12 protein-coding genes are annotated in these 14,405 nt (G+C 51.2%); 8 read left to right on the forward strand and 4 right to left on the reverse strand.

Annotated elements, in window-relative coordinates:
* Positions 1–69 precede the first annotated feature (69 nt).
* Complete coding sequence (locus R3187_RS11965; RefSeq protein ID WP_318967289.1) at positions 70–2,142, forward strand: putative bifunctional diguanylate cyclase/phosphodiesterase; 2,073 nt, start codon at positions 70–72, stop codon at positions 2,140–2,142.
* Positions 2,143–2,185: 43 nt separating this feature from the next.
* On the opposite strand, the gene maoP is transcribed toward R3187_RS11965, so the two are convergent.
* A complete protein-coding gene (maoP, locus tag R3187_RS11970) occupies positions 2,186–2,533 on the reverse strand; it encodes a DUF413 domain-containing protein (protein WP_318967290.1) in 348 nt (115 codons plus the stop codon).
* Positions 2,534–2,662: 129 nt separating this feature from the next.
* Here maoP and hdfR point away from each other — a divergent pair, with 129 nt between their 5' ends.
* On the forward strand, positions 2,663–3,523 hold the full coding sequence (gene hdfR, locus R3187_RS11975; protein ID WP_318967291.1) for an HTH-type transcriptional regulator HdfR: 861 nt from the start codon (positions 2,663–2,665) through the stop codon (positions 3,521–3,523).
* Positions 3,524–3,530: 7 nt separating this feature from the next.
* Here the strand turns inward: hdfR and R3187_RS11980 are convergent, their stop codons facing one another.
* The 3 genes from R3187_RS11980 to fadI form a co-directional block, all read right to left on the reverse strand.
* Positions 3,531–3,728 carry a hypothetical protein gene (locus R3187_RS11980; RefSeq protein WP_318967292.1) on the reverse strand — a complete coding sequence of 66 codons (198 nt, stop codon included), beginning with the start codon at positions 3,726–3,728 and terminating at the stop codon, positions 3,531–3,533.
* Between the two features lie 98 nt (positions 3,729–3,826).
* Positions 3,827–5,962 (reverse strand): fatty acid oxidation complex subunit alpha FadJ, encoded by a 2,136-nt coding sequence (gene fadJ / locus R3187_RS11985; RefSeq protein WP_318967293.1) that lies wholly within the window; start codon positions 5,960–5,962, stop codon positions 3,827–3,829.
* Positions 5,962–7,272: an acetyl-CoA C-acyltransferase FadI gene (gene fadI / locus R3187_RS11990; RefSeq protein ID WP_318967294.1), complete on the reverse strand. Its 1,311-nt coding sequence runs from the start codon at positions 7,270–7,272 to the stop codon at positions 5,962–5,964. The genes fadJ and fadI overlap by 1 nt, the downstream gene beginning before the upstream one ends.
* A gap of 210 nt (positions 7,273–7,482) precedes the next feature.
* On the opposite strand from fadI, the gene R3187_RS11995 reads away from it, so the two are divergent.
* The 6 genes from R3187_RS11995 to R3187_RS12020 are packed head-to-tail and all read left to right on the forward strand — an operon-like array spanning position 7,483 to position 14,362.
* Entirely contained in the window at positions 7,483–8,436 is a 954-nt protein-coding gene (locus R3187_RS11995) for a MoxR family ATPase (protein ID WP_318967295.1), read from the forward strand.
* 8 nt (positions 8,437–8,444) lie between these two features.
* Positions 8,445–9,392 (forward strand): DUF58 domain-containing protein, encoded by a 948-nt coding sequence (locus R3187_RS12000; RefSeq protein WP_318967296.1) that lies wholly within the window; start codon positions 8,445–8,447, stop codon positions 9,390–9,392.
* Entirely contained in the window at positions 9,382–9,876 is a 495-nt protein-coding gene (locus tag R3187_RS12005; protein WP_318967297.1) for a DUF4381 domain-containing protein, read from the forward strand. The genes R3187_RS12000 and R3187_RS12005 overlap by 11 nt, the downstream gene beginning before the upstream one ends.
* On the forward strand, positions 9,869–10,858 hold the full coding sequence (locus R3187_RS12010; RefSeq protein WP_318967298.1) for a VWA domain-containing protein: 990 nt from the start codon (positions 9,869–9,871) through the stop codon (positions 10,856–10,858). Before R3187_RS12005 ends, R3187_RS12010 begins: the two co-directional genes overlap by 8 nt.
* On the forward strand, positions 10,842–12,683 hold the full coding sequence (locus R3187_RS12015; protein WP_318967299.1) for a vWA domain-containing protein: 1,842 nt from the start codon (positions 10,842–10,844) through the stop codon (positions 12,681–12,683). Before R3187_RS12010 ends, R3187_RS12015 begins: the two co-directional genes overlap by 17 nt.
* A complete protein-coding gene (locus R3187_RS12020; protein WP_318967300.1) occupies positions 12,677–14,362 on the forward strand; it encodes a BatD family protein in 1,686 nt (561 codons plus the stop codon). Before R3187_RS12015 ends, R3187_RS12020 begins: the two co-directional genes overlap by 7 nt.
* Positions 14,363–14,405: the final 43 nt, after the last annotated feature.

The raw sequence follows: 14,405 nt of genomic DNA on the forward strand, positions 1-14,405 counted from the left end.
TATATCTTTTCCGCCGTGTTATTTTTTGCCTGTGCCGCCCTGCTGCTGGCGCACGCCAGCATTGTAAAGATGCGTCGCTATCACAAACGGCTGGCAAAAAGCGAAGAGCGACTGCGGCTGTCATTATGGGGCAGCGGTGACGAACTGTGGGACTGGCGAATTCTGTCCGGCGAGTTGTACCGTTCCAGCTCCTGGTTAAAACCAGTCGAATTAAAACCTGAAACACGTGATTTCCCTCCAAATAAACAACAAATTCATCCGCAGGACTTAGCCCGGGTTATTAATCTGCTAAATGACCATTTAAATGGCAGCAGCGCTTTCTTTGAGGCAACCTACCGCTTGCAAACAGCGGAAGGTCAGTATATTTGGGTGCTTGATCGCGGTAAAGTGGTCGCCTATGCCAGTAATGGCAGTCCTGCCCGGATGACCGGCACCCTGAAAAACATTCATCAGTTAAAAGAAGCCGAAGGCAGAATGCAATTGTTTGCCCGTTGCCTTGAGAATATTTCTGACGCAGTGCTGGTTTGTGATACTCAGTTTACTATTATTGAAGTGAACCCGGCTTTTAGCAGCATCACCGGCAAAGATCGCTCAGAGGTGGTGCACAGCCGGTTTGAATTATCGTTATACCCCAGCCGTTTTATGCAGGACATTCAGTTACAGCTGGCCAAACATGGCCGCTGGAGTGGCGAGATCCGCGAGCAGAAAGACAATGGTGAAATATATCAGGCCGAACTGGCCTTCGATGTGATTAAAGATGAAGAAGGCAATCCACTGCAATATGTCGGTGTGTTATCCGATATCACTGACCGCAAGCTGCGGGAGGCGGAATTAAACCGGTTAGCGAATAACGACACCCTGACCGGCTTGCCCAATCGAGCGGTATTTATGTCGAAACTGGCCAGTCTGGTTACCGTCGATGCGGTTCATGCTTTGCTGGTATTTGACTTAGACAATTTTAAGAAAATTAATGACTCACTGGGCCATGAGCTGGGCGATACGTTACTTTGTAAATTAGCACAGCGCCTGCATACTGATCCCCGCTACCAGAACAAGCTATACCGGCTTGGCGGCGATGAATTCGCGGTATTACTTAACGATACCAATGATATTCATACCATCAGCTCAATGGCGAAAGGCTTACTGGAGCAAATTAACCGGCCATTTTTTATCAGTCAGCATGAACTGGCCGTGACCAGCAGTATTGGGGTCGTGCTGTTTCCGGATGACGGCAATGACCCCCAAGCCTTGCTGCGTAATGCTGACACTGCGATGTATCACGCCAAAAATGACGGCGCCAACCGTTATCTGTTTTTCAATGACAGTATGAACAAGCAAGCCGTGAAACGGCTGCAGGTAGAAAACCTGATTCGCTATGGCTTAAAAGAAGATTATTTCAGTGTCTATTATCAGCCGAAAATGGATATTCTGACCGGCAACGTCGTGGGTATGGAAGCGTTAGTGCGGTTTATCACCCCTAAAGGCGGCCTGGTCAGTCCTGCCAGCTTTATACCGGTGGCTGAGGAAACAGGACAGATCGTAGAGATAGGTGCTGTAGTACTGCGTAAAGCCTGTGAAGACGTAAAAAAATGGCTGGCACTCGGGTTATTTCAGGGCCGGGTTGCCGTAAACCTTTCTGCCAAACAATTTATGCTACCCAATCTGTGTCAGCAGATAGATGACGTGCTGGAGCAATGCGAACTGCCCTCTTATCACCTGGAGCTGGAAATTACCGAGGGCACGGTAATGCAATCGCCCAAACTAGCGATAGATACCATGAAAAAGCTACGGGCACGTGGTATACATCTGGCGATGGATGATTTTGGTACCGGCTATTCATCATTGGCCTATTTAAAGCAATTTCCGCTTAATACCCTTAAAATAGACAAAGCTTTTATCGATGATATGGATAATGCCCGCGGCAGAAATATGGTCGACACTATAGTGACGATTGCCCATAACTTAAGTTTGAATGTGGTGGCCGAAGGGGTTGAAACCAAAGATCAACTGGATATGCTGCGCAAGTTACGTTGCGAAACCATTCAGGGCTTTTACTACAGTAAACCGCTGTCAGCCCCCGACTTTGCCGAGTTCCTGGCAGAGCAGAAACAACGGGCCCGGCTATCAGCAATCCCGGGCTAACCTTAAAACGTAACAGCCACAATAAAAAAAGCCCCGCAGGGCTTTAATCGCTATCAGTTTCGACGTAAGAAAAATCGTCGGCACCGTCAGCTATCCGTTTTTTACCAAAAACAGTATGAAATTTGCGTTTTTCATTCAGGCGCTGTTTGTATTTAATCCAGGTTTTTTCATAGGCAGAGCTTGCTTCCGCCTCGCCCCTGCACACCAGCAGAAAGCGTTGCTCTTCCTCATTTACCGGCTCACGAACACCCTGCTCCAGCTGCTGCATCGCGAAACCATGTTTTTCCAGCAGATTACCTTCTGCCAGGGTAAAGCGCCCGGACCGCGTAAAACCACGAGGGAAATTGCGGTCATCGAAAAAGCGACGGGTAGCGACAAAACTTTGCTGCATCACTTTTTTCCTCTAATGTCGTTGAATATAAAGCCAGCCTGTTTAAACTGTGCGGAGTATGGTTAACAAAATTCCAGTCGTAAAACAAATATTTTTTATTGACACGATAAATTAATTTAAGGCTCTACCTTGGATACTGAACTGCTAAAAACCTTTCTGGAAGTGCAGCGTACCCGCCATTTTGGCAAGGCGGCTGAGAACCTGTATTTAACACAATCTGCTGTAAGCTTTCGTATCAGGCAATTAGAACAACAACTTGGTGTTAATTTATTCAGCCGCTATCGCAACAATATTCAGCTTACTGCTGCCGGCGAGCGCTTATTACCGCATGCTCAGGCGATGTTGACGGCCTTGCAAAGGGCCAAACAGGAAGTAGCACTGAGCAATAAACAAGCGCAACAGCTGTCAATAGCGGCAACAGCTAATGTATGGGACAGTTTTCTGTTGCCTGGCTTTATTCAGGTGCAACAGCAATATCCTGAGCTGGCCTGGCGGGCTGAATCGCTGGGCAGAGAGCAGATCAGCCGATTGCTGCTGGAGCGTAACCTGGATTTAGCAGTGGTATTTGACCCACCGAAGGTTGATGAGATACAGGTAGAAAAGCTGGATGACATTAAACTGATTGCGGTTACCAGCAGTGACTACACCGACGCCACCACCGCTATGGCGCAACACTACATTCTGGTTGACTGGGGTACCTCATTTGATATTCAGCATGCCAAACACTTTGCCGATATGCCACCACCGGCACTTCGAACCGGCAGCGCGAAAATTGCGCTGGAAATGATGCTGCATAGCCCTGCAACCGCTTATTTACCGCAAGTGATGGTGCAGCCTTTATTACAAAGCAATCACCTCAAAAGAGTAGACAGCGCGCCACAGATGAGCAGAGAACTTTTTGCCGCGACATTGCATCAGGCAACCAATGAGCAGTTGTTGCAACAAATCATTAGCCAGCTGCGCAAACATATTAGCAGCCTGGCGGCTTAAGTTTACGCTAGGGACGAAATAAGCTGCTGTTTTTGCCGCGCGCTTTGCACAGCAGCAAACGTTTATGACTACTAAACAAAGGTAATAAAAAAGGCCCGGTAAAAAGTGCCGCCAACGCCCATTGTAACGCCTGCATACCACTGCGCAGCGCGGCAACGTAAACCCCAAGCGCAACCACCAACCAAACCACAGGGACTAATAACACCTAAAACATCCTCAAAAACTACAGAAACGCCGCAGGCGGTAATTATACCGCCTGCAGCAACTGCACACTGTTAAGCTTTCGTTGATTTTTTGCAAAAGCTAATCATAAAAGCGGCTGTTCTGCTCAGCCATCGCTAATAAACGCGGGCATGGCGCAAACCGCTCGCCGTGTTCGGCCTGGAACTGGCGCAACGTTGCCACCAGATCCGTCACGCCTAAGGTGTCAATATAGCGGAACGGTCCACCCAGGAACGGTGGGAAACCAATACCAAAAATTGCACCGATGTCGCCATCCCGGGCTGACGCTATTACGCCTTCATCCAGGCAACGCACCGCTTCATTCAGCATCTGGGCAGTGCAGCGGCTGGCAATCGCATCGCTGCTAAGTTTGCCGGCAGGCGTGACACCCAGCACGTTATAAACGCTGCTGTCGACGGTCTTGCTGCCTTTTTTCGCTGCTTTACCATACAGATAAAAACCTTTTGCTGATTTTTTACCCTTACGGCCATCTGCCAGCAAGGTATCAAATGCTGGCGGTGGCGCAAAACGCTCGCCCAGTTGCTCTGTCAGAATAGGTGATATTTTGGCGCCGACATCAATACCCACTTCATCTAATAATGTGATAGGCCCAACCGGAAAACCGAATTTCACCAGCGCTTTATCGATTTTTTCTACCGGTTCACCAGCCAGCAACAGATTCGCCGCTTCGTTCATATACAGCGCCAGGATCCGGTTGACATAAAAGCCAGCCCCGTCTTTTACTACAATAGGGGTTTTACCCTGTTTGCGGGCAAAGGCAACGGTAGTGGCTATCGTCTGTGCTGAGGTTTTGTCGTGAGCAATGACTTCAACTAACGGCATTTTATCGACCGGCGAAAAATAGTGCAGGCCAATAACGTTTTCTGGTCTGGTCGCTTTTTCGGCGATCTGACTGATAGGTAACGAGCTGGTATTGCTGGCAAAAATCGTATGCGCTGCACAGTGCTGCTCAATATCCGCGACCATTTGCTGCTTTAACGCCAGATCTTCAAATACTGCTTCAATCACTAAATCAACATCATGAAAACCACTGTAGTCGGTGGCGCCGGTTAACAATAGCAACTGCTTTTGCATTTCGGCTTTGCTGATAAAGCGGCGTTTAAATTTTTTCTGCAGCAACTCATAGCTGTATTTCAGGGCGTTGCTGATCCCCTGTTCGTTAATATCTTTAATTCGCACCGGCACTCCGGCCTTGGTGCTGCTGACATTGGCAATACCACCGCCCATCAGGCCGCCACCAAGCACCGCGACCTTGTGTACTTTTTGCGGTTGAGTATCACCGGCACCGGTTTCTTTTTTCATCTGAGTGGTGGCAAAAAACAAACTGCGCAGCGCCGCCGACTCATTCGTCATGCATAACTGACCAAAAGCTGTTGCTTCTGCCGCAAGTCCTGCGGCATAGCCACGTTCCTGCCCTTTACGCACCACATTAATAATCCGGACAGGCGCCGGATAATTGCCTTGGGTTTTCTTCAGTGTTTGTTTTAATGCCTGAGAAAACAGTAAATTTCGGCCCGGGCCGGTATTTTCCAGTAACTTAGTCCATAAGCCCTTAGCTTTTTCTGTCGCTTTGGCTTTGCCCTTTAGTGCCCGCTTTATTGCCGCGTCCAGTAAAATAGTTGCCGGCACCACTTCGTCGACCAGACCGGCTTTTTTCGCCTGCGCTGCCCGTAATTGCTTGCCGGTCAGCATCATATCCAGCGCTTTCTGGACACCCACCAATCGCGGTAAACGCTGGGTACCGCCGCTGCCAGGCAATAAGCCAAGCTGCACTTCAGGCAAACCCAGTACGGTTTTAGCCGAGTCAGTGGCAACCCTGGCATGACAGGCCATTGCCAGTTCCAGGCCGCCCCCCAGACAGGGGCCATTGATGGCTGCCACGACCGGGATTTTCAGCTGCTCTATCCGGTCAAACATTTGCTGGCCCATCCGGGCAATATCTTCAGCTTGCGCTGCTGTCTCACAGCTATCCAGCATTGAGATATCAGCGCCGGCAATAAACGAGTCTTTTTTACCACTGATAAACACCACGCCTTTAACATTGTTGTCGTTTTGCAGCGTGTTCAGAATACCGTCTATCTCCTCGGCAAATGACGCTTTAAGCACATTCATGCTCTCGCCAAGGATATCCATCGTGATAACAGCAATCTGGTCGTCCCGAACTGCCAGGCTGAAACTGCTTTGTTGTTTCGTCATTATTCAGTCTCCACAATCATGGCCGCACCCAAACCACCTGCAGCACAGGCAGTGGTTAAACCCACCCCGCCGCCACGGCGCTGCAATTCATTCAGGGTCTGCACTATTAAACGGGTGCCGGTGGCAGCAAACGGATGGCCATAGGCCAATGAGCCGCCATTAACATTAAATTTGTCCATATCAATTTCACCAATCGCTTTGCTGCGGCCAAGTTTTTCTTCAGCAAATTTTTGGCTGGCAAACATTTTAACGTTGGCCAGCGCCTGGGCAGCAAATGCCTCATGCATTTCAATCAACGTTACGTCGCCAAGGCTCATGCCGGCGCGATCCAATGCTATCGGGGTCGCATAGGAGGGGCCCATCAGCATATCTTCATGCACACCAATCGCCGAAAATGCATAGCTGCGGATAAAACCTAACGGTTTGTAACCCAGCGCTTTCGCCCGGCTTTCAGTCATCATTAATACTGCAGAGGCGCCGTCAGTCAGCGGAGTGCTGGTGGCTGCGGTCACTGTGCCATGATTACGGTCAAATACCGGCCGTAGCTTGGCGTAAGACTCCAGCTTTGAGTCCATCCGGATATTGTTATCGATATCCAGGTATTTATTGTAAGGTTCGACATGGGCGGTCATTACTTCATTCGCCATTAAGCCATTTTGCCAGGCTTTAGCCGCCAGACTGTGCGAGCGGTGCGCCATTTCATCCTGAGCCTGACGGCTGATGCCATGCGTTTTGGCCATTTGCTCGGCAGTGTCGCCCATCGACAGGCCGGTACTGTATTCCGCGACAGCCGGCGGTACCGGCATTAAATCTTTCAGGCCTAAGCGCCGTAAAATACTGAGCTTCTGACCAAAGGTTTTGGCTTTATTCATATCAACCAGCGCCCTGGCCAGTTTTTTACTGACACCAATAGGCAGTACCGAACTGGAGTCAGCCCCACCGGCAATAGCAATTTCAATAGTGCCGGCCATCATTGATTCGACAACACTGGCAACCGACTGAAAACTGGTGGCACAGGCGCGGGTGACACTGTAAGCGTCGGTATGCACATTCATGCCGGTACCCAGCACAATTTCCCGGGCAATGTTTGGCGCTTCCGGCATTTGCACCACCTGGCCATAGACCACTTGCTGCACCAGCTTGACATCAAGCTCGCTGCGGATAAGCAACTCGTTAACAACCAGTTTAGCCAGATCCAGCGCCGAAACGCCGTGTAGCTCGGTAGCTTGTTTGGCAAAAGGCGTACGTAACCCCGAGACAATCGCAATCCGATCGCCGCTACGGGTATGAAGTTTAATGGGCGCTGACATGGCTTTCCTCTTATTAAAAACGAAATCGTCGAAGCAAAACAGGTCTGACCTGTAAAGATAATCTGATTGTAACGACAGTTGCTGTTAATTAAAACACTTGTTTTAATGCAAACTGAACCTTATTTAGGTTATAACGTCATAGCCTAGCTGTTTTTAAAGCTAACTGTGTAGAAAACAACCAAAACTTTCAACCAAAAGACTTATATCATTATGGTAAACGCGTTTTCCGCCTTAAAAACCTATCTCGACAGTCAGGTCTTAGGCCAGCCTGAGCTTACTGAAGGTATTTTGCTGGCTCTGCTGGCCAATGGTCATTTACTGGTGGAAGGCCCGCCAGGTCTGGCTAAAACCCGGGCAGTCAATGCGTTGGCCCACGGCGTAGAAGCCGATTTTCACCGGGTTCAGTTTACCCCGGACTTGTTGCCTGCGGATTTAACCGGTACTGATATCTACCGGCCGGAAACCGGCCAGTTTGAATTTCAATCAGGCCCGCTGTTCCATCATATTATCCTGGCAGACGAAATTAACCGGGCACCGGCCAAAGTGCAATCAGCGCTGCTGGAAGCCATGGCTGAAAAACAAATTACCGTTGGTCGCACCACTTACAAATTACCGGAATTATTTCTGGTGATGGCAACCCAGAATCCGCTGGAGCAGGAAGGAACCTATCCGTTACCGGAAGCCCAGCTCGACCGCTTTTTACTGCACCTGAAAGTCGACTATCCGAATGCCGAAACTGAGCGTCAGATCCTCAGGCTAACCCGTGATGAAGCGATGAATAAAGCGCTGGTTCAGCCGGCTGCCATCAGCCAGCAGGATATTTTCAGTGCCCGCCAGGCGACGTTACAGTTGCACCTGGCTGAGAGCCTGGAAGACTATATCGTGCAGTTAATTATGGCTACCCGTAATGGCGCAGCATACAGTGCCCGGCTGGCCTCCTGGGTGAGCTATGGTGCCAGTCCGCGGGCCACTATTGCGCTGGAGCGTTGTGCAAGGGCCAAGGCCTGGCTGGCAGATCGTGATTTTGTTACCCCCGATGACATTCAGGCCGTGTTTCATAATGTATTACGCCACCGGTTAATCTTAACCTACACGGCAGAGGCAGAAGGTATTAGCACCGATGACGTGCTGACTGAAATCCTTAATTGTGTTCCCGTACCCTGATTAACGCTATGAGCAACGCGTTTTCAGCCAGCCAATGGCTTAACCAGTTAAATGCCGACGGCAGCTCTGTCAGACTGCCGGAATTATTATGGTATCAGCGCCACACCAGGGTGCTGAGCCTGAAACCCACTATCAGTATCCAGAGTAAACTGGCCGGTACCTATCTGGCACGTAGCAAAGGCCGCGGCATGGAGTTTGACGAAGTCAGGCATTATCAACCAGGTGATGATGTCCGGACTATCGACTGGCGGGTCACGGCGCGCAGCGGCAAAGTGCATACCAAATTATTTCGCGAAGAAAAAGAACGACCGGTTTTTATTGTCACCGACTTAACTGACAGTATGCGCTTTGGCAGCAACTTATTATTTAAATCTGTGCAGGCGGCCCATCTGGCCGCTGTCATCGCCTGGCATGTGAAACAGCACGGTGACAAACTCGGTGGTCTGGTCTTTAGTAACCTGCAACATCGGGAATTAAAGCCGCAGGGCCGCAGTCATGGCGTACTACGGTATCTGCAGGCATTGCAGCAATGCCATCAAAGTTCGGCAAATACTAATGGTTTAACCTTATCGCAGGCGCTTGGCCAACAACGCCGGCTAAGCCGCCCGGGCAGTCTGGTGTATATTTTGTCAGATTTTGCCGGGCTCGACGAACAAGCCCTGCGTCATATCAGGGCAATCAGCCAGCATAATGAGGTCACCTGCTGTCAGATCAGTGATCCGCTGGAGCGGGCGCTGCCATCATCTGCCCGGGGCACCGCAGCAGTGCGCAATCAGCAGCTGGTTGTCACGGCAGAGCTGGCCGACGCTGGTTTGCGCCAACGTTACCAGCGACAGCAGCAGCAACAGCAAACTAAACTGGAAACGGCATTACAGCAGGTCGGCTGTAAGTATTTAGATATCAGTGCCGGCATACCTGTGATCAGTCAGTTGGAGCAAATTCATCATGGCCGCTAAGCAGCAGTTACTAGAGCAGCTGGCAGATATCAGTGAGCCAGCCTATCAGCTCTCGTGGCAAATACCGCCGGGCGCTTACATTTTACTGGTTGTTGTCTTTGTAGCACTGGCATACGCCGGCCTGGTATTTTACCGGCGCTGGTGTTATCTGGCAGCAAAACGCCAGGCATTGACGTTACTCAAGCAAACGCAACCTGAGGCAGCAAACCAAATCAATCAGTTGTTAAAGCGGGTCATTAAACATTATGTGCCGGCACACCCGGTACTGACAGCCAGTACGTTACAGTGGCAGCATTTTTTACAGCGGCAACTGCCCGATACCCCCCTGCCGCCGCTTGACACCCTGCTGTACCAGGCCGGACCTGATACTGAGCAAAACCCACAGTTTTATCAGTTTGCCAAACGCTGGCTGCAACAGCTGAAGCCAGCAACCTTGCTCAACAGCCAGAGTCAGGTTTTGACCCGGGAGGTAGCCGATGTTTGAATTGAGCTATCCCTGGCTGCTGCTGCTGATAATTTTGCCGCTATTTTTAAAAAAGCGTAAACAAGACAGTGGCAGCGCCCTTACCCTGCCTGCTCTGGCAAGATTGGCTGGTAAACAACAACAACGCCCCGGCTGGAAACGCCATGTTGCCACCTTACCGCAGGCCTTAATCTGGTTAATGCTGGTGCTGGCGGCCTGTCAGCCGCGCTGGCTCGGCGAGCCCATCACCCTGCCGCAGCAAGGTCGCGACCTGATGCTGGCGATTGATTTATCCGGCTCGATGGATATGAATGACATGGTGCTGGACGGTCAGAGTATGAACCGGCTAGCCGCGGTAAAACTGGTGGTCGGTGACTTTATCGAACAGCGCAAGGGCGACCGCCTTGGTCTTATTTTATTCGCCGATGCGGCTTACCAGCAAACACCACTGACCTATGATCTGGCGACCGTTCAATCCTTTTTAGATGACAGTCAGCTGAAGCTGGTTGGTCAGAGAACGGCAATTGGCGAAGCCATTGGTCTGGCGGTAAAACGTTTAAATAAATATGAAACCAGTAATAAAGTGCTGATCCTGTTAAGTGATGGTGCTAACAACGCCGGCAATATTCAGCCGCTGGAAGCCTTGCAGCTTGCCAAAGCTGCCGGCATTAAGGTGTATACCGTCGGCGTGGGCGCCGAGCAGATGGTGCAGCAAACCATTTTTGGCCGGCGTACCGTCAACCCGTCTCAGGATTTAGATGAGCAATTGTTAAACCATATTGCCAGCGAAAGCGGCGGAAGGTATTTCCGGGCCCGCAACCTGGCGGAACTTGCGCAAATATATCGTTTACTGGATCAACTGGAGCCGATAAGCCGCGACAATCTGACTTACCGGCCGCAGCACAGCCTGCTGCACTGGCCACTGGCTGTGGCACTGTTGCTATCATTTGCGCTGGCTTTGCGGCGGATTAACTGGCGGAGGTTATATGAACCTGCTGGCTGATTTTCATTTACTGCGCCCCTGGTGGCTGCTGGCATTACTGCCGGTGTTGATCCTGTGGCTGCTTATTTTACGCTACCGGCAACAAAGCAGTGCCTGGCAGCGGGTTATTGCCCCGCATCTGCAACCACTGATGCTAAGTGGCAAGCTGTTATTGCAACGCAACCCGCTGGCACTGCCTGTTCTGCTACTATGCTGGCTGCTGACAGTGCTGGCTCTGGCTGGCCCAAGCTGGCAAAAACAACCGCAACCGGCGTTTAGCTTAAATAAAGCCACAGTGCTTGTCGTTGATATGTCAATGTCAATGCGGGCAACTGATATGTCGCCTGACAGATTCAGTCAGCAACGTTTTAAAGCACTCGATTTTATTGATGAACTGGCAGAAGGCGAACTGGCCTTAATTAGTTTTGCCGGCGATGCGTTCGTCATATCACCATTGACCCCGGATTTTAATAATGTCCGGTTGTTGCTCAATGAGCTCAGACCGGAATTAATGCCGGTACAGGGTTCAAATATCACGGCAGCATTGGAACAGGCAGATGATCTGCTGCGTCAGGCCGGTCATAGCCAGGGCGATATTGTGCTGTTTACTGATGGTTTTGCTTCTGCCGATTACGCAGCAATAATGCAGCGACTTGATAACTGGCCGCACCGGCTGTCAGTGCTGGCTTTTGGCACCGAACAAGGTGCGCCGGTGCAACTTGAAAACGGTCAGCTGCTGAAAGACGCTCGCGGTGCGGTGGTTATTCCGAAAGTGCCGTTAGCACAACTGGCCGCGCTGGCTCGCAAAGGCCGGGGCAGCTTTGCTGTCGCAAGCAGTGATAACGATGATATCGCCGGGTTGCTCGCCAATATTAACAGTCAGTTTCAGCAAAACGCTGAGCAAACCGAGCAGTTTGCCGGCGATTTGTGGCAGGACAATGCAGTTTATCTGGTCTGGTTACTGTTACCCTTAGCGCTATATCTGGCCAAACGCGCGCCGGTACTGGTGCTGTTACCACTTTGCTATTTACCGGATGCGAACGCCAATATCTGGCGCGATCTGTGGCAGACACCTGCTGAGCAGGCCATAACCGATTATCAGCAGCAGGACTATCAAAGTGCCAGACAGAAGTTTAATGATCCGCTATGGCAGGGAAATGCAGCGTACCGTCTCGGTGACTATGCCGGCGCTGCCCAGGCATTCAGTGAGGCTGCAACACAGCAACCCAGCGCCGATGCCTACGCCAATCTGGGTAACAGTCTGGCAATGCAGCAAAAATATGATGAGGCTCTGACCAGCTACCAGCAGGCATTGGTGCTTGATCCTGAACATAGCCAGGCAAAGCAGAATGCTGAACTGCTGAAACAGCTGCAGCAGCAACAACAAAATCAGCAGCAACAACAGGGTGAACAGCAGGAAGGTGAACAGCAGGACGGCGAACAACAAGCAGCTGATAGTAGCGACAGCTCAACAGATTCGGCCGGTGACAGTGAAGATCAGGGCCAAAGTGGCACAGAGCAGCAGGATGATGCCACTGAGCAAACAGCACAAAACGCCGCTTCACAGCAACAGGATCCGGAACAATCAGAACCGACTCCGACTGAGCAGCAGCGTGCAGCGGCAGAGCAGGAGCAGCAGGAACAACAGCAGCTGGATGATAGTGAAATGCAGCAAGCGGTGCGGGAAATGTGGCCTAACGCCAACCAGGAAGAGCAGCAGCAACTGGACAATTTATTACGTAAAGTGCAGGACGACCCGGGGCTATTACTGCGCAACCGGATGAGCCTTGAATATCAGAAACGCCGCCAATACGCTTTACCCAAAGGAGCAGAACAAGAATGGTAGGAAGAGGTCTGTCATTATCAGTAGTGCTGCTGAGTGTGCTGCTTGGTGCACTGCTCAGCGCACCGGTATTTGCTGTCAGCCAGCTTCAGGCACGTCTGGACAAAAATCCGGTTATGCTTGGAGAAAGTGTGCTGCTCGAGGTTACCGCAGACAGCAGGCTGCCGGCGAGCAGTATTAATTTCAGGGTGCTGGACAATAACTTTACGGTGATGGTGCCCTCGGTTAATCAAAGTACCAGAGTAGTGAACGGTGATGTCAGTCATAGCACTACCTGGACCGTAACGTTGCTGCCCAAAGCCAGTGGTACTTTCTCCATTCCGGCTTTTACCATTGATAAAGTCAGTAGCAACCCTATCAGTATTGAAGTGCTGCCAGTGCAACAAGGCTCAGGCAACCTGCGCGATGTATTCTTACAAAGTAAACTCAGCAGTAACGAGCTGATGGTGCAGCAGATGGTGTACTACGACGTCACTATTTATTTCAGCGGTGATATTCAGCGTGGCAGCTTGTCTGAGCCGCAACTGGATGATGCGCTGATCCAGCAGGTTGGTCAGGATCAGGAAGGAACTGAGCTTATTGACGGCGAACGTTACCGCTCTATTAGCCGCCGCTACGCCATTACACCGCAACGCAGTGGTGATTATACCATTGCGCCGCCGACGTTTACCGGTGACGTTATTGACCGGGAAAGTGCCCGCCAGAGCTATTTTGCCCGCAGCCGGACCGTAGTCCGGGAGGCAGAGCCACTGCCAATAACGGTGCAGCCCCCGCCCGCGGGTTACAGCGGTGACTGGCTGGTCGCCGCTCTGGTAACCCTGAATGAAGAGTGGCAACCAGAACAGACGCAGCTGGTGCAGGGCGAGCCTGTCACCCGTATCATTACCTTGTCAGCGGTAGATGTCGCTGCCAACCAGTTGCCGGAGCTTAATGTTGCGCTGCCCGATGGCTTCAGAGTGTATCAGGAGCAACCCCAGGTAAAAGGGGCAGAACGATCCGGCCGTTTAGTGGCACAAAAAGTGATTACCTCTGCCATTATTGCCAATACTGTCGGCGAGTTTACCTTACCCGAGGTTAAAATATCCTGGTGGAACAGTCAGACCAATCAACTTGATCAGACGGTTTTGCCCGGGCGGACTGTGCAGGTGTTGCCAAACCCTGACAAACCCAGTACCCCGGCCATTACCAATGCACCGGTGAATGCCTTACCCGGCACAACCCCCTTGCTCCAGCCTGCATCACCCTGGGGTTGGAACTATACCAGCTCAGCGCTGTTATTTGGCTGGCTGCTGAGCCTGGCGGTATTAATCTGGCGCCTGCGCCTGCTTGGTCAACGTCAAACGCTGAAGCAAACTCAGAGCCAACACCCTAATTTACCAGCTTTTAACAGCAAGGCGTTACGCACTGCCTGTCGTAATAACGACAAAACGGCAGCCCGGGAGCAGTTACTGCTATGGGCCCGGCATTATAACATTCTCAGCCAGGGTTCATTAACTGCCCTGAGCCAGCAGGTTGCAGCAGGTGCGTTCAGGGAGCAGCTAATCAGGCTTAATGCAGCCCTGTATAGCGACAGCGCAGCAGACTGGAACGGTGAAGCATTATGGCAGGCCTGGTCAGACTATAAACCCGGTACCATTCAGCCTGAAAACACCCAGCCATTACCGCCACTGTATCCGCAATAGCGGCTAGCCAGCAGGCACCAGAACTTACCCTATCCAAACGCCG

The sequence above is a fragment of the Arsukibacterium sp. genome, from assembly GCF_033721375.1.
Classification (GTDB): domain Bacteria; phylum Pseudomonadota; class Gammaproteobacteria; order Enterobacterales; family Alteromonadaceae; genus Alishewanella.

Bases quoted from the DNA above. Each gene is read 5' to 3' on its own strand.
- R3187_RS11965 (WP_318967289.1), top strand. From the start codon at position 70: ATGCGTCGCTATCACAAACGGCTGGCAAAAAGCGAAGAGCGACTGCGG.
- maoP (WP_318967290.1), bottom strand. From the start codon at position 2,533: ATGCAGCAAAGTTTTGTCGCTACCCGTCGCTTTTTCGATGACCGCAAT.
- fadJ (WP_318967293.1), bottom strand. From the start codon at position 5,962: ATGACGAAACAACAAAGCAGTTTCAGCCTGGCAGTTCGGGACGACCAG.
- fadI (WP_318967294.1), bottom strand. From the start codon at position 7,272: ATGTCAGCGCCCATTAAACTTCATACCCGTAGCGGCGATCGGATTGCG.
- R3187_RS11995 (WP_318967295.1), top strand. From the start codon at position 7,483: ATGGTAAACGCGTTTTCCGCCTTAAAAACCTATCTCGACAGTCAGGTC.
- R3187_RS12000 (WP_318967296.1), top strand. From the start codon at position 8,445: ATGAGCAACGCGTTTTCAGCCAGCCAATGGCTTAACCAGTTAAATGCC.
- R3187_RS12005 (WP_318967297.1), top strand. From the start codon at position 9,382: ATGGCCGCTAAGCAGCAGTTACTAGAGCAGCTGGCAGATATCAGTGAG.
- R3187_RS12010 (WP_318967298.1), top strand. From the start codon at position 9,869: ATGTTTGAATTGAGCTATCCCTGGCTGCTGCTGCTGATAATTTTGCCG.
- R3187_RS12015 (WP_318967299.1), top strand. From the start codon at position 10,842: ATGAACCTGCTGGCTGATTTTCATTTACTGCGCCCCTGGTGGCTGCTG.
- R3187_RS12020 (WP_318967300.1), top strand. From the start codon at position 12,677: ATGGTAGGAAGAGGTCTGTCATTATCAGTAGTGCTGCTGAGTGTGCTG.